Origin of the sequence: Rhizobium johnstonii 3841, from assembly GCF_000009265.1 — a bacterium.
GTDB classification, from domain to species: Bacteria; Pseudomonadota; Alphaproteobacteria; order Rhizobiales; family Rhizobiaceae; genus Rhizobium; species Rhizobium acaciae.
The window spans coordinates 812,535-827,244 of record NC_008380.1; the positions used below are offsets into that span (position 1 = coordinate 812,535).

At 62.3% G+C, this 14,710-nt stretch carries 12 protein-coding genes; 8 read left to right on the forward strand and 4 right to left on the reverse strand.

From position 1 onward, the window contains the following. Window positions 1-38 precede the first annotated feature (38 nt). A complete protein-coding gene (locus tag RL_RS03970; RefSeq protein ID WP_011650512.1) occupies window positions 39-1,886 on the forward strand; it encodes a methyl-accepting chemotaxis protein in 1,848 nt (615 codons plus the stop codon). Here the strand turns inward: RL_RS03970 and RL_RS03975 are convergent. After that, the gene (locus RL_RS03975) at window positions 1,859-2,095 is read right to left on the reverse strand and encodes a hypothetical protein (protein WP_028743703.1); all 237 of its coding nucleotides are present in this window, start codon (window positions 2,093-2,095) and stop codon (window positions 1,859-1,861) included. The genes RL_RS03970 and RL_RS03975 overlap by 28 nt on opposite strands. Before the next feature lie 90 nt (window positions 2,096-2,185). Between RL_RS03975 and RL_RS03980 the strand changes: the two genes are divergently transcribed. Next, complete coding sequence (locus RL_RS03980; RefSeq protein WP_011650513.1) at window positions 2,186-3,055, forward strand: LysR family transcriptional regulator; 870 nt, start codon at window positions 2,186-2,188, stop codon at window positions 3,053-3,055. Between the two features lie 133 nt (window positions 3,056-3,188). On the opposite strand, the gene RL_RS03985 is transcribed toward RL_RS03980, so the two are convergent. Next, on the reverse strand, window positions 3,189-3,425 hold the full coding sequence (locus tag RL_RS03985) for an SMc00767 family acetate metabolism repressor (RefSeq protein WP_011650514.1): 237 nt from the start codon (window positions 3,423-3,425) through the stop codon (window positions 3,189-3,191). A gap of 23 nt (window positions 3,426-3,448) precedes the next feature. Continuing rightward, window positions 3,449-4,738, reverse strand: coding sequence for an isocitrate lyase (gene aceA, locus RL_RS03990; protein ID WP_011650515.1), 1,290 nt, complete (start codon window positions 4,736-4,738; stop codon window positions 3,449-3,451). 188 nt (window positions 4,739-4,926) lie between these two features. Here aceA and RL_RS03995 point away from each other — a divergent pair, with 188 nt between their 5' ends. The 5 genes from RL_RS03995 to RL_RS04015 all read left to right on the forward strand — a co-directional run bounded on the left by RL_RS03995 (window position 4,927) and on the right by RL_RS04015 (window position 10,530). After that, a complete protein-coding gene (locus RL_RS03995; RefSeq protein ID WP_011650516.1) occupies window positions 4,927-6,336 on the forward strand; it encodes a helix-turn-helix domain-containing protein in 1,410 nt (469 codons plus the stop codon). 126 nt (window positions 6,337-6,462) lie between these two features. Next, window positions 6,463-7,560, forward strand: a complete 1,098-nt coding sequence (locus RL_RS04000) for a polyamine ABC transporter substrate-binding protein (protein WP_011650517.1) — start codon at window positions 6,463-6,465, stop codon at window positions 7,558-7,560. 89 nt (window positions 7,561-7,649) lie between these two features. Then, a complete protein-coding gene (locus RL_RS04005; RefSeq protein ID WP_011650518.1) occupies window positions 7,650-8,792 on the forward strand; it encodes an ABC transporter ATP-binding protein in 1,143 nt (380 codons plus the stop codon). 4 nt (window positions 8,793-8,796) lie between these two features. Further along, a complete protein-coding gene (locus RL_RS04010; RefSeq protein WP_011650519.1) occupies window positions 8,797-9,708 on the forward strand; it encodes an ABC transporter permease subunit in 912 nt (303 codons plus the stop codon). A gap of 3 nt (window positions 9,709-9,711) precedes the next feature. Then, window positions 9,712-10,530 carry an ABC transporter permease gene (locus tag RL_RS04015; RefSeq protein WP_011650520.1) on the forward strand — a complete coding sequence of 273 codons (819 nt, stop codon included), beginning with the start codon at window positions 9,712-9,714 and terminating at the stop codon, window positions 10,528-10,530. 16 nt (window positions 10,531-10,546) lie between these two features. Here RL_RS04015 and RL_RS04020 read toward each other — a convergent pair whose 3' ends face one another. Further along, window positions 10,547-12,439 carry an AsmA family protein gene (locus tag RL_RS04020; RefSeq protein ID WP_011650521.1) on the reverse strand — a complete coding sequence of 631 codons (1,893 nt, stop codon included), beginning with the start codon at window positions 12,437-12,439 and terminating at the stop codon, window positions 10,547-10,549. Between the two features lie 275 nt (window positions 12,440-12,714). Here RL_RS04020 and RL_RS04025 point away from each other — a divergent pair, with 275 nt between their 5' ends. After that, entirely contained in the window at window positions 12,715-14,667 is a 1,953-nt protein-coding gene (locus RL_RS04025) for an acetoacetate--CoA ligase (protein WP_011650522.1), read from the forward strand. The last annotated feature ends 43 nt before the right edge of the window (window positions 14,668-14,710 follow it).

Below are 14,710 nucleotides of genomic sequence, written 5' to 3' on the forward strand. Positions count from 1 at the left end.
AGTCTAATTTAACCTTGGTTTATCTCCCGGGGGTCTCGATGCTGCGCCTTTTCTCTACGTCGATCGTACGCCAGATCGTTGCGATCACGCTGTTTCTGCTGGCGATCAGCACGGCCGCCATCGTCGGCGTGACCTATTACAATCTGAGCCACCATGTCATGGACGGGGCGGTCTCCGACGCCAGGGATGCCACCCGCGCCATGGCCGTCCTCTACGGCGCGGCCGATCAGGCTGCAAAGATCGAGCTGAAGGACAATCAGCTCTCCACTGTCACGGAAGACGCCATTCCCGCCCTTGCCGACCATTCGCTGGTCGACCGCACGGCGCAATCGATCGCCGGCGTTGCGACCATCTTTCAAAAGCAGGGCAGCGACTACGTCCGCATCTCCACCAACGTCAAGAAGGAAAACGGCGACCGGGCCGTCGGCACCAAGCTGGTCGCCGAGCACCCCGCCCAGCCGGTTCTCGCCAGGGGCGAGGCTTATTACGGTCCGGCGGAGCTTTTCGGCCGCAAGTTCATGACCGGTTATTTCCCCATCAAGAACGCCTCGAATGCCAATGTCGGCATTCTCTTCATCGGCATCCCGATGGAGCTCTATTACCAGCGCATGTATGAGCTGCAGATGCTGGTTCTCGGTGTCGGCGCCATCGTCATGCTCATCGTCGGCGTTCTCGCCTTCTATGCGATCCGCCTGTCGGTGAAGCCTTTGCAGGCGCTGACGACCAGCGTCCACTCGATTTCCGCGGGCGATCTCGAAGGGGCGATCCCTTGTGTCGAAAAGAGGAACGAGTTCGGCGACATCGGCCGGGCCTTGGCGCTTTTCCGCGACAGTGCTCGCGCAAGACGCGACCTGGAAACCCAGGCTGCCGAACAGCGCGAATTGAGCGATGCCGAGCGCGCCAGGAACGATGCCGACAAGCGCTCGCTCGACGGCCAGATCGACTTTGCCGTCAACCAGCTTGCCGCCGGTCTCGGGCGCCTGTCGCAGGGCGATGTCTCGCAGACGATCGGCACGCCCTTCGTCGGCCGACTGGAGCAACTGCGCGTCGATTTCAACGCTTCCCTCTTGCGGCTCCAGGATACACTGTCCGGTATCCGTGACAGCGCCGCGACGATCCAGCGCAACAGCGGCGCCGTCTCCGCCTCTGCCGGCGAGCTTTCGAAACGCACCGAGGCGCAGGCGGCCAACCTCGAGGAGACCGCGGCCGCGGTGGAAGAGATTACCGTGACGGTTCGTTCGTCCGCCGAGCGTGCCCGTGAAGCCAACAATGTCGTGGCTGCGACCAAGAAGACGGCCGACAATTCCGGCGCCGTCGTCGGCGATGCCGTTGCCGCCATGGATCGCATCGAGCAGGCATCGCAGCGTATCGAGCAGATCATCGAGGTGATCGACGACATCGCCTTCCAGACCAATCTTCTGGCGCTGAATGCCGGCATCGAGGCGGCGCGCGCCGGCGAGGCGGGCAAGGGTTTTGCCGTCGTCGCCCAGGAAGTCCGCGAACTCGCCCAGCGGTCGGCCGATGCGGCGCGTGAGATCAAGTCGCTCATCGAGACATCGAGCCGCGAAGTGACGGCAGGGTCCGAACTGGTCCAGAAGACCGGCAGCGTCCTTGCCTCGATCAGCCAGGAGATCATCGCGATCAGCGGCCATGTCGAGACCATCGCCACCGCCAGCCGAGATCAGTCGGCCGCGCTGCAGGAGGTCAACGGTTCGGTCAACGCCATGGACCAGATGACCCAGAAGAACGCCGCGATGGTTGCCGAGACGACGCAGGCAAGCCGCCTGCTTGCCGGCGAGGCCGATACGCTGATGGCGCTGATCGAGCGGTTCCGCATCGTTGCAGAATCGGCACCGGCTCATCTCGGAGCAAGAAGAGTCGCCTGAACGGCGCAGCCGCAGCCGCTGCGGGATTGCGCCGCGGCCTTGCGGCGCCTTCCTAGATTGAGGTCGAGCGACGTCAGCCAGGCGATAAAGCCAATGAGGCTATTGTTTCCGAACTCGGCATAGAATCTGTCCTCCTCCGCCTTGCCACCGCTTCGCTGGGGATAGTGCCGATAGCCGATGGTGCCTGCAATGGTGATCAAGTCGATCATGACAATGTCCTTTCCTGTGTAAGACATCACCTGATCTAGGCGTCGAATTTCTCTTTATAAACGGGAAAAATCCCGCTATGTTTTTCATCAATGAAAAACGCGAGTTGGGATTCCTATCAGCTTTTCCTACAGGTGGCCCGGCTCGGCGGGCTGACGGGGGCAAGCACCGCAAGCGGGCTCAGTCCTCCGACCGTCGGCCGGCGCATGCTCGATCTCGAACAGGAAATCGGCCGGGCATTGTTTTCGCGCAGCCAGACCGGATATCGTCTGACCCAGGATGGCCAGGCGCTGCTCGATCACCTGCAGGAGATGGAGGCCGCCGCCCGCAAGGTGGCGGCGTGGCGGCAGTCCGGCGAGGGCGGCACCACCGTCAGGGTCGCCGCCGGCACCTGGCTCGCCTGGCTGCTGACCGAGAATTTCGCCGCAATCCGCATGCCGGGCGATGCCTTCGCCATTTCGCTCACCATTGGCGAGGCGCGGGCAAGTCTTGCCTATCGCGAGAGCGACATCGGTATTCGCGCCTTCGAGCCTGAGGAGGCCAATCTTGCCGCACGTCTGCTCGGGGAGGTGGCCTATGCCGTCTATGTCAGGCGCAACGCCGCCGAGACCGACGAGCGCTGGATTGCCGTTGCTGAGGAGGAGGCGATATCGGCCTATCTGCGCTGGCCGCACGCCCATGCAGCAACAGGGATTGTCGCCACCGTCAATCGGCCGCGTTCGCTGCCGGATCTGGTGCGCGCCGGCGCCGGCAAGACGGTGCTTCCCTGTTTCGTCGGCGATCTCCATCCCGAATTGCAGCGGCAGGGCGGCGAGTTGCCGGAATTGCGCCACCGGCAATGGATCGTCATGAATGCCGAGGACCGCCACCGCCCGGAGATCCGCACGGTCGCCGACCGCATGACCAAGCTCATCAAAAGTTATGCGGATCTCTTCGCCGGAAAACGGCCGAGCCGCGGCTAGAGCATGATGCCGAAACGTGTGAGCGGTTTTGGGCGACATGCATCCAATAGAGACTTAGAGCGCCGCGGGCCCGATAGGCCGCGCGGCGATTGAAGAAGCGGGCCGACGTCATCGGCCCGCCGGCTGGCTTTGGTCAATGCCGGTTGGTGACGACGACCGGCATCAGCAGGTCGCCCCAGTGGCCGTCGCCGCCGTGATGACGGGCCGAGCGCACCAGTTCGACCGAGACGCCGGCCTCGACGGCTTTCATGACCGATTGGTTCAGCCGATGCAGGTCGTTGGCGAGCATGCGGATCGTCGTCTGCTGATCCTCGCTCATGCTGCTTGCCTGCTCTTCGGCCCGTTCCCTGACGCGTGTGATGGATGCCATGATCTTCTCTCCTCTTCTTTGGGTTATTCCGCAGCCGGTTTGAACTGCGCATGTTCGGTCGAGCCGTGCATCGCCGTGGTCGAAGACCGGCCGCCGGTGATGGCGAGCGACACGGCGTCGAAATAGCCGGTGCCGACCTCGCGCTGATGTTTGGTGGCGGTATAGCCATTGACCTCGGCGGCGAATTCCGCCTGCTGCAGCTCGGAATAGGCCGACATCTGCCGCTGCCGGTAGCCGCGCGCCAGTTCGTACATGCCGTAGTTCAGCTGGTGGAAGCCGGCGAGCGTGATGAACTGGAACTTGTAGCCCATCGCCCCGAGTTCGCGCTGGAACCTTGCGATCGTCGCTTCGTCGAGGTTCTTCTTCCAGTTGAAGGAAGGCGAACAATTATAGGCGAGCAGCTTGCCGGGATGGACCTTGTGCACGCCTTCGGCAAAACGCCGCGCCTGATCGAGGTCCGGCTTCGAGGTCTCGCACCAGATGAGATCGCAATGCGGCGCATAGGCGACGGCGCGCGCGATGCACGGCTCGATGCCGTTTCGCACCTGATAGAAACCTTCGACCGTGCGCCCGGCATCATAGTCGACGAAGGGCTGGTCGCGCTCGTCGATGTCTGACGTCAAGAGCTTTGCCGCTTCCGCGTCGGTGCGAGCGATGACCAGCGTCGCAACGCCCATGACGTCGGCGGCAAGCCGTGCGGCGTCGAGATTGCGGATATGGGCGGCCGTCGGGATCAGCACTTTGCCGCCGAGATGACCGCACTTTTTCTCCGAGGCGAGTTGGTCCTCGAAGTGAACGCCCGCGGCACCCGCCTCGATATAGGCCTTCATGATTTCGAAGGCGTTGAGCGGTCCGCCGAAGCCTGCTTCCGCATCGGCAACGATCGGCGCGAACCAGGTTTCGACGGAAAGCCCCTGAGCTTCCGCGGTCTCGATCTGATCGGCGCGCTGCAGCGTGCGATTGATGCGTTTGGCAAGTTCCGGACCGGCATTGGCCGGATAGAGGGACTGGTCGGGATACATCGCCGATGCGGTGTTGGCGTCGGCCGCCACCTGCCAGCCGGAGAGATAGATCGCCTTCAACCCGGCGCGCACCATCTGCATGGCCTGATTGCCGGAAAGTGCGCCGAGCGCATTGACGAAATCCTCCTGATGCAGAAGCCGCCACAACCGGTCCGCCCCCATTTCGGCCAGCGTATGGCTGAGCGCCACCGAGCCTCTGAGCCGCTGCACGTCTTCGGCCGAGTACGGTCTCTCGATGCCGTCGAAGCGGCTGGCTGATGCATTTGGAACAAGCTTGTAAAAATCGGTCATGTGCTCTCCTCACTAGAAGCCCGACAAAGGTGCTGCGTGACAAGATTGACAATATGATGCGCGATGACCAGAAAAACCTTTGATTTCCTGGTTGGAAAGAGGTTAAGATGAGGAGGATTGACAGAGTGGCGCTGTGAATTTGTAAAATTTTGTAAATATGAGCGCTCCTTCCTGTCAAAGGGTGTGACATGGCGGAACGGAAGATATTCGCAGGCCCGAAAGTCAGGCGCATCCGCAATGCGCTGGCGCTGACGCAGACCGCCATGGCCGAAGCGCTTGAAATATCGCCGTCCTATCTGAACCTGATCGAGCGCAACCAGCGGCCGTTGACGGTGCAGCTCCTTCTCAAGCTTGCAAGCGTCTACAGGGTCGATCTGGAAGAGTTGCGGGGACAGACCGGCGGCAGTCTCGGCCAGCTCAAGGAAGTCTTTGCCGACCCGCTGCTGTCCGGCGAGCTGCCGGGTGATCAGGAATTGGTCGAGGTGGCCGAGGCCGCACCCAATGCCGCGAGCGGCATGATCAAGCTCTACCGCGCCTATCGCGAGCAGGCGGCAAGGCTGTCCGATCTGACGGCGCTGATGGCCGCCGAAGGGCATGCGCCGGTCGCCGCCGGCCGCTTGCCGCTGGACGAGGTGCGCGAGATGTTGGAGCGCCGGTCCGGCTATTTCGGACAGATCGAGACGGCGGCGGAAGCTTTTGCCGCAACGCTCCCCTGGGGCATCGATCTTGCCGCCGGACTGAAGGATTGGCTGCGCTCCGAGCGCGGCATCGCGGTGCGTGTCTTGCCCGTCCATGTGATGCCGGATCTGCGCCGCCGTTTCGATCGCCATTCGATGCGGCTTTTCATCTCGGAGCGCCTGTCGCAGGCCGACCGTGCGCACGAGATTGCCGTCGAGGCTGCGACTCTCGCTTTGCTCCCGGCAATCGATGCCGAGCTCGACGATCTCCCGCTCTCCTCCGCCGAGGCGCGCCGCATCGCCCGCTTCGAGCTTGCCCGTATCGCGGCACTGGCGCTTGCAATGCCCTACGAGGCCTTTCTTTCGGCGGCGAAGGCGACGCGCTACGATATCGATATTCTGCGAGCGCGTTTCGGCGTCTCTTTCGGCCAGGCAGCTGCGCGCCTTGCCATGCTGCAGCGCCCCGGGGCGGCAGCCATTCCCTTCTTCCTGATCGAAATCGATGCCGCCGGCCACCGGCTGCGCAGGGCAGGCGCGCAGGGCTTTCCGCAGGCCCGTTTCGGGGGCGGCTGTCCGAAGCTCAATATCCATGCCGCCTTCCTGCAGCCGGGCCAGATCCTCGCCGAAACGGTCGTCATGCCGGATGGCGCATCCTTCCTGACGGTCGCCCGCACCCTGGAGGGACCGAGCGTCGAATTCGGCGAAAGGGTCAGGCGGACCGCGATCCTGATCGGCTGCGACGCTGCCCTTGGCGAAGGTGTGGTCTACGGGCAGGCGACGGCGCTCGAGCCGGTCGCGGTCGGTCCGGCCTGTCGCCTTTGCGAGCGGCGCGGCTGCCTTTCCCGGGCCGAGCCGCCGGTGACGAGACCGCTCGGGCTCGACGAGATGGTGGCAGGCCTCAGCGCCTTCGACTTCCAGTGATTGTGAAATCATTGAGCGCGCAGGATTTTGCGCTTGTGGGGTTAGAAATTCCTTCTTAGTCTGCGTCGAAAACCAGAGGGAAAAGATACCCCGGGTGCGGAATCTTTGAACAAAACAGGAGAAGTCATGAGGTCAACCATCCTATGCGTGACGGCCGCCGCCGTTACCGCACTCCTTGCTGCCGCGCCGGCCCTTGCGCAGGAGCGCGTGGTCAACGTCTACAACTGGTCGGATTATATCGACGACTCCATCCTGACCGACTTCACCAAGGAAACCGGCATCAAGGTCGTCTACGACACCTTCGATTCCAACGAGACCGTGGAAACCAAGCTGCTCGCCGGCGGCACGGGTTATGACGTCGTCGTTCCCACCGCCGACTTCCTGCAGCGCCAGATCCAGGCCGGCGTCTTCCAGAAACTCGACAAGTCGAAACTGCCGAACATTTCCAACATGTGGGATGTGATCCAGCAGCGCACCGCCGAATATGACGCCGGTAACGAACACGCGGTCGATTACATGTGGGGTACGGACGGCATCGGCTACAACGTCAAGAAGGTCGCTGAAATCCTCGGTCCCGATGTCAAGCCCGGCCTCGAAGTGATCTTCGATCCGAAGGTCGCCGAAAAGTTCAAGGATTGCGGCATCTACGTTCTCGACACACCGAAGGACGTCATCTCCACGGCGTTCCGTTATCTCGGCCTCGACCCGAACTCCACAAAGGCTGAGGATTTCAAGAAGGCCGAAGAGCTGCTGACGGCGGTGCGCCCCAATATCCGCAAGTTCCACTCGTCCGAATACATCAATGCGCTTGCCAACGGCGACATCTGCATCGCCTTCGGCTATTCCGGCGACATGCTGCAGGCTCGCGACCGCGCGGCCGAAGCCAAGAACGGCGTCGAGGTCAATTATTCGATCCCCTCGCAGGGCGCCCAGATGTGGTTCGACATGATGGCGATCCCCGCCGATGCGCCCCATGTCGCGGAAGCCCACGAATTCCTGAACTACATGATGAAGCCTGAGGTCATCGCCAAGGCGAGCGACCACACCTTCTACGCCAACGGCAACAAGGCTTCGCAGCAGTTCGTCAGCAAGGAGATTCTGGAAGACCCGGCGATCTATCCGACCGAAGAGGTGATGAAGAACCTCTTCACGGTCAAGCCGTGGGATCCGAAAACGCAGCGCCTGGGGACGCGCCTCTGGACGAAGGTCGTCACCGGCCAGTAATTCAGCCTTAGGCCCGGACGGAAACGTCCGGGCCTTTCAATTACCGGCCGGGGTGGAGGCCGGCAGAACCTTGTATTTCGGGGAATAATATGAAGTCTCTCGGCAATATCCGCCGCGCTTTTGCGCCTTGGACCGATCCGTCTGCAAAACCCTTCATTGCTTTCAAGAATGTCACCAAGCGCTTTGGCGATTTTACCGCCGTCGACGATCTGTCGCTGAACATCTATCACCGCGAGTTCTTCGCGCTGCTCGGCGCGTCGGGTTGCGGCAAGTCGACGCTCCTGCGCATGCTCGCAGGTTTCGAGCAGCCGACCTCGGGCGAAATCGTTCTCGACGGCGCCGATATGGCCGGTACGCCGCCCTACAGGCGCCCGGTCAACATGATGTTCCAGTCCTATGCGCTTTTCCCGCACATGACGGTCGAGAAGAATATCGCCTTCGGCCTGAGGCAGGACGGCATGTCGAAGGACGAGATGACTGACCGCGTCTCGCAGATGCTGAAGCTCGTCAAGCTGGAGCAGTTCGCCTCCCGCAAGCCGAACCAGCTTTCCGGGGGCCAGCGCCAGCGCGTGGCCTTGGCTCGCTCGCTTGCCAAGCGCCCGAAGGTGCTGCTGCTCGACGAACCGCTCGGCGCGCTCGACAAGAAGCTGCGCGAGGAAACCCAGTTCGAACTGATGGACTTACAGCAGAACCTCGGCCTCACCTTCGTCGTCGTCACCCACGACCAGGAAGAGGCGATGACCATGGCCGACCGCATCGCCGTCATGAGCCATGGCAAGGTCGTGCAGGTGGCGACGCCGGCCGAAATCTACGAGGCGCCGAATTCCCGCTTTGTCGCGGATTTCATCGGCGACGTGAACATCTTCGACGGCAAGGTCGCCTCATCGGGCAACGGTACCATCGAGATATCAATCGACAGCGGCTTCAGCGTGCGTGTCGCCGCCGCCGAGACACCCTCGGCCAGCAGCGCCGTCGGCTTCGCCATCCGGCCGGAAAAGATGCGGGTCGGGCGCACGCCTCCCGCCAACGCTTCGGTCAACGCAGCCAGGGGCGAACTCTGGGACATCGCCTATCTCGGCGACATGACCGTCTTCCATGTGAAATTGCAGAGCGGCAAGATCGTCAAGGCCTCATCCCTCAATGCGCAGCGCTCCGTCGACGACCCCTTCACTTACGATCAGGAAGTCTGGGTCTCCTTCGACGAGAACGCCGGCATTCTGCTGAAGGATTGACATCATGGGCAAGCTCGCGTCCGGCCTCTACAATCGCCTCGTCATCGCCATTCCCTATACTTGGCTGCTGCTGTTCTTCCTGGCGCCGTTCTTCATCGTCTTCCGCATTTCGCTGTCGACGACGGCGATCGCCATGCCGCCTTACGAGCCCGTCTTCTCACTTGCCGACGGTTGGGCCGGGCTCTGGAGCAAGATCGGAGAGCTCTCCTTCGACAATTACAGCTACCTCACCGAGGACTCGCTCTATTTCAATGCCTATGTCTCGAGCGTGGTGATTGCCGGGATCTCCACCTTCCTGACCCTGCTGATCGCCTATCCGATTGCCTATGGCATGGCACAGGCGCCGCGCAGCATCCGTCCGACGCTGGTGATGCTGGTCATCCTGCCGTTCTGGACGAGCTTCCTGATTCGCGTCTATTCCTGGATCGCGATCCTGAAGCCGGAGGGGCTTTTCAACCAGCTTCTCCTGTCGCTGCACATCATCGACAGTCCGCTGATCATCCTCAACACCAATACCGCCGTCTATATCGGCATCGTCTATTCCTATCTGCCCTTCATGGTGTTGCCGCTCTATTCGGCTCTGGAGAAGATGGACGGTACGCTGATCGAAGCGGCGCAGGATCTTGGTTGCACGCCGATCAAGGCCTTCTGGCGCGTCACCTTTCCGCTGTCGATCCCCGGCGTGGTGGCCGGCTGCATGCTGGTCTTCATCCCCGCCGTCGGTGAATTCGTCATTCCCGACCTGCTCGGCGGTTCGCAGACGCTGATGATCGGCAAGACGCTCTGGAACGAATTCAACGCCAACCGCGATTGGCCGGTCTCCTCGGCGGTAGCAACGATCCTGCTGATGATCCTGGTAATCCCGATCGTCTTCTTCCAGAACGCCCAGGCCAAGGCCGAAGAGCGGGGGAAATAAGTCATGCTGAAATGGACCCGTTTCAACATCATCTCCGTCACGCTCGGCTTTGCCTTTCTCTACCTGCCGATCGTGCTGCTGGTGATCTTCTCCTTCAATGAATCGAAGCTCGTCACCGTCTGGGGCGGCTTCTCCACCAAGTGGTATGTCTCGCTGCTCTCGAACCAGGGCCTGCTCGACGCCGCCTGGGTGACGATCCGTGTCGGCCTGCTGTCGGCGACGCTCGCAACCATCCTCGGCACGATGGCGGCGCTGACGCTGGTGCGCTACACGCGCTTTCGCGGCCGCATGCTGTTTTCGGGCATGATCTACGCGCCGCTCGTCATGCCTGACGTCATCACCGGCCTGTCGCTGCTGTTGCTCTTCGTCGCGATCGGCTTCGACCGCGGCTTCTGGACGATCACGCTCGCGCATACGACGCTGACCATGTGCTTCGTCGCCGTCGTCGTGCAGTCGCGCCTGTTGAGTTTCGATCAATCGATCGAGGAAGCGGCGCAGGATCTCGGCGCGCCGCCGGTGCGGACCTTCTTCGAGATCACCTTGCCGATCATCGCCCCGGCTGTGCTCTCCGGCTGGATCCTTGCCTTCACCCTGTCGCTCGACGATCTGGTGATCGCCAGTTTCACCTCGGGGCCGGGCGCCACCACGCTGCCGATGAGGATCTACAGTCAGGTGCGCCTCGGCGTGACGCCTGAGATCAATGCGGTGTGCACGATCCTGATCGCGATCGTGACCGTTGGTGTCATCTGCGCCTCGGTCGTCACCAAGCGCCGTGAAATCCAGCGCCAGCGGGACGAGCGTGCGGCGGCCGCCGGCGCCTGATGCCGTGCGACGCGCTCTATTGCGCCTGAGGCGGATTGCCGAAAAGCGGAACCGGCGAGATCACCGGGTTCGGCCATGAGCCGCCGATAAAGAACGGCAGAAGCGGCAGCTCCGCCGCCTTGGCAGGATCGGTCGCCGCCAGCGATCCGGAAAGTGCCAGCCCGTTCGACTGATAGGTGATGACGCCGGAAAGCGTCAGCGTCTGCGTGGGGCCGGCGATGCGGGCGTCGTGCATTTCGGCGGAACCGTTGGCGAAATCGGCCTGAAGGTTGAGCTGGTTGAAGGCGAAGGCGCCGCCTGCTGCCGCGCTCAGCGGAAAGAACGGTTTTTGGGCCGCCTGCGTTCGGAGCGCTGCGGCGTCGATGCCGGGGATCGTGCCTTCCCTCGTCCAGAAGTGCAGCCTGCCGGTGACGTCGGCAAGACCGGTCGTCCAGATCGCCTTCGGCGACTGCAGGTCGAGATCGAGCGATCCGGTTGCAAGCGGCAGCGGACCCTTCAGCTGCAGGCGCTCGGCAAGGGCTGCGAAGTCGGCATTGCGGATCGACAGCCGCAGCTTGCCGCCGCCGTCGAAGTCGCGCTGCGTCGCTTCCAGATGCGCGGTCATTTCACCGCCTTCGAACTGGCTGTCGCCAATATCGAATTTCGCCTCGCCGCCGGCAACGATCATGCTGGCGCCGACATCGGAAAGCTCGAAGAGACCCATCTGCGCGCGCCGCGCCGAAAGCCTGACGTCGACATCGAGCACCCGCAACGGTCCGCTGATGCCGGCGGAGATTTCCTCCGCCTCGCCGGCGGCGAGCCTGAGCGCGAAGGCGTCGAGGAACGGCTTGAGGTTCATCTGGTCGAAGGCAAGCGTGCCGCCGATCTTCGGTCGTTTGCCGGGTTGGGTAAAAAGGTCCATCACCCCGGTGGCGCTCGCTTCGTTCAGCGAGAGGCTGAGATTGTTGAAACGCAGCCCGTTGCCCGACGACATGATGTCGGATTCCAGCGAGGCGCTCTTCAGCGTTGCGATGCCGGGGATCGATTTGCCCGACCATGTCAGAAGTGCGGGCACATCGGGAATGCTGGCGGTGATATTGCCGGAAAGGGTCGAAAGATTGGCGATGCTGGCAATGCCCTGGAAGTGCGCGGTCAAAAGGTTCGATGTGAGCGACGTCCGTGTCTCGGCATTCCTGCCGGCAAAGGCGAGCAGCGGCTGGCGCGAGGCGAAATCGACTTTCAGGTCCTCGCCGTTGATACGGGCGATGACCACCGCCGAGATCGCGCCGGATAGTCTCGGCCAGGCGATATCGGCGGTGACGCTGTCGAAATGATAGGTCCTGGCGGACTTGATGTCGGTGACCACAAGCGTGCCGTCCTCGACGGTCACCGCGCCGATCTCGGCATCGAGATCGGGATCGAGCACCTCGGCTCCGTTTTCGTAACGTACGCCGCTGATCGCGCGTGCCAGCAGGCCGGCATAACTCCAGTCGATCAGCCCTTTTTCGTCGCGCGTCAGCGCCAGGTTGGGGCGCACCAGGTGGAATTCGTGGAAGCTCGTCCGGCCTCTCAACGCGTCGATGAGGCTGAAATCGGCCGACAGGCTTTCGATGCTGCCGAGCAGCTTGTCGCCGCTTTCGCGCGGTTGGCGGATGGTGATCTGGTTCAGCGTGATGCGTGGCGTCGGCCAGAATTCGAGAACCGGACTACCTTTGATTTCGGCATGGTAGCCGGTCCATTTGGACAGCGTGTCCTCGATGCCGGAGCGCACGAAGCCGGTCGAGATGAGATAGGGTGCGGCAACCCTGAGCGCCACGAAAAGCGCCAGCGCGATCAGCAGGAACACCGTCGACAGGCGGGCGAAGGCCGGAAGCCAGCGCGAAACGGGTCCGATCTTCCTGCGCCACCTGCGATGTCTTGACGTGCTCATGATCTCCGCCGGCAAATTCAGCCGGTCATCCCGTTATGCGCTGATTTCGCCGGATATAGGAAATATCAGGCATATGCAAATCCCTACAGCGCCGCGCGTCTTTTCAGACGCGCAAAGGACGCTGTAGCACTTTCAATTAAATAGTTGGAGCATGATGTCGTCCGAAAATCGCTCGCACTTTTCGACATCATACTCTGGGCGTCGGATCGCGTCGGTTCCACGCTTTATAATGCAATGCAGCATGGTATAAGGACGGCATTGGGGAGGAGGATTGAATGCAGGATAACAGACCACTTTGGGTGCCCTCGGCGGATGCCGTTGCAAAAAGCCCGATCCATGCCTTCATGGAGCGCTGCAATGCCGATTTCGGGCTTTCTCTTTCAGGCTTTGAGGATCTGCATGCATGGTCGGTGGCCGAGCGGGAGAATTTCTGGTCGACCGTCTGGGATTTCTGCGGCGTCAAGGGAGAGCGTGGCGCAGAGGTGTTAGCCAATGGCGACCGCATGCTGGAAGCCCGCTTCTTTCCCGATGCGACGCTGAACTTCGCCGAAAACCTGCTGTCGGGCCGCGGTGAGGGTGATGCAATCATCTTCCGCGGCGAGGACAAGGCCGAGGACCGCTGGTCGTGGGACCGGCTGCGTGTGCTGGTCTCGAAGCTGCAGCAGGCCTTCGCAGCACGCGGCATCGGCAAGGGTGACCGCATCGCCGCGATGATGCCGAACATGCCGGAAACCGTCGCCGCCATGCTCGCCGCCGCCTCGATCGGCGCCATCTGGTCGTCCTGTTCTCCTGATTTCGGCGAGCAGGGTGTGCTCGACCGCTTCGGCCAGATCGAGCCAAGGCTGTTCATCGCCTGCGATGCCTATTGGTATTCCGGCAAGCTGCAGGATGTCGGCGCCAAGGTCGCCACGGTTGCAAAAAGCCTGGGTGTTCCCACGATCATCGTCCATTACGCCGGCGATGCCAAGGCGGTGGCGCGGGCAACGCCGGAGGCTTCGACGCTTGAAGCCTTCGTCGCGCCCTATGAGGCAAGGGAAGTCGAGTTCACGCAGCTTGGCTTTTCGCACCCTCTCTACATTCTCTTTTCGTCAGGCACGACAGGCGTGCCGAAATGCATCGTGCATTCGGCCGGCGGCACGCTGCTGCAGCACCTCAAGGAGCAGCGGCTGCATTGCGGCCTGCAGGCGGGCGAAAAGCTGTTCTACTTCACCACCTGCGGCTGGATGATGTGGAACTGGCTGGTCAGCGGTCTCGCCAGCGGCGCAACGCTCTGCCTGTTCGACGGTTCGCCCTTCGCCCCCGATGGCAACGTGCTGTTCGACTATGCCGAGGCCGAAAAATTCGCCATCTTCGGCACCTCGGCGAAATATATCGACGCGGTGCGCAAGGGCGGGCTGACGCCGCGCGTCAGCCACGATCTCTCCAGCCTGCGGCTGATGACCTCCACCGGCTCGCCGCTGTCGCCGGAAGGGTTCACCTTCGTCTACGAGGGCATCAAGGAAGACGTACAGCTCGCCTCGATCTCAGGCGGCACCGATATCGTCTCCTGCTTCGTGCTCGGCAATCCGCTGCAGCCGGTCTGGCGCGGCGAGATCCAGGGGGCCGGCCTCGGCCTTGCCGTCGACGTCTGGAACGATGACGGCAAGCCGGTGCGCGGGGAGAAGGGTGAACTCGTCTGCACCAAGGCCTTCCCCTCGATGCCGGTGATGTTCTGGAACGACCCCGATGGCGCCAAATATCGCGCCGCCTATTTCGACCGGTTCGACAATGTCTGGTGCCACGGCGATTTCGCCGAATGGACGGAGCATGGCGGCCTAGTCATCCACGGCCGTTCGGATGCGACGCTCAATCCCGGCGGCGTTCGCATCGGCACCGCCGAGATCTACAATCAGGTGGAGCAGATGGAGGAAGTGGCCGAGGCGCTCTGCATCGGCCAGGACTGGGACGACGACGTGCGCGTCATCCTCTTCGTCCGCCTTGCCCCGGATGTGACGTTGACCGAGGATCTCGTCAAGGCGATCAAGACCCGCATCCGCACCGGCGCCTCGCCGCGGCACGTGCCGGCGAAGATCATCGCGGTTGCCGATATTCCCCGCACCAAGTCCGGCAAGATCGTCGAGCTTGCCGTGCGCGAGGTCGTTCACGGTCGGCCGGTGAAGAACCAGGAAGCGCTTGCCAATCCAGAGGCGCTGGGGCTCTTCGCCGGGCTAAGCGAGCTGAAGGATTGACAGCGATCGCACATTACAAGCTTTCACCCTTTATCAATTTCCT

Bases quoted from the DNA above. Each gene is read 5' to 3' on its own strand.
- RL_RS03970 (WP_011650512.1), top strand. From the start codon at position 39: ATGCTGCGCCTTTTCTCTACGTCGATCGTACGCCAGATCGTTGCGATC.
- RL_RS03975 (WP_028743703.1), bottom strand. From the start codon at position 2,095: ATGATCGACTTGATCACCATTGCAGGCACCATCGGCTATCGGCACTAT.
- RL_RS03980 (WP_011650513.1), top strand. From the start codon at position 2,186: ATGAAAAACGCGAGTTGGGATTCCTATCAGCTTTTCCTACAGGTGGCC.
- RL_RS03985 (WP_011650514.1), bottom strand. From the start codon at position 3,425: ATGGCATCCATCACACGCGTCAGGGAACGGGCCGAAGAGCAGGCAAGC.
- aceA (WP_011650515.1), bottom strand. From the start codon at position 4,738: ATGACCGATTTTTACAAGCTTGTTCCAAATGCATCAGCCAGCCGCTTC.
- RL_RS03995 (WP_011650516.1), top strand. From the start codon at position 4,927: ATGGCGGAACGGAAGATATTCGCAGGCCCGAAAGTCAGGCGCATCCGC.
- RL_RS04000 (WP_011650517.1), top strand. From the start codon at position 6,463: ATGAGGTCAACCATCCTATGCGTGACGGCCGCCGCCGTTACCGCACTC.
- RL_RS04005 (WP_011650518.1), top strand. From the start codon at position 7,650: ATGAAGTCTCTCGGCAATATCCGCCGCGCTTTTGCGCCTTGGACCGAT.
- RL_RS04010 (WP_011650519.1), top strand. From the start codon at position 8,797: ATGGGCAAGCTCGCGTCCGGCCTCTACAATCGCCTCGTCATCGCCATT.
- RL_RS04015 (WP_011650520.1), top strand. From the start codon at position 9,712: ATGCTGAAATGGACCCGTTTCAACATCATCTCCGTCACGCTCGGCTTT.
- RL_RS04020 (WP_011650521.1), bottom strand. From the start codon at position 12,439: ATGAGCACGTCAAGACATCGCAGGTGGCGCAGGAAGATCGGACCCGTT.
- RL_RS04025 (WP_011650522.1), top strand. From the start codon at position 12,715: ATGCAGGATAACAGACCACTTTGGGTGCCCTCGGCGGATGCCGTTGCA.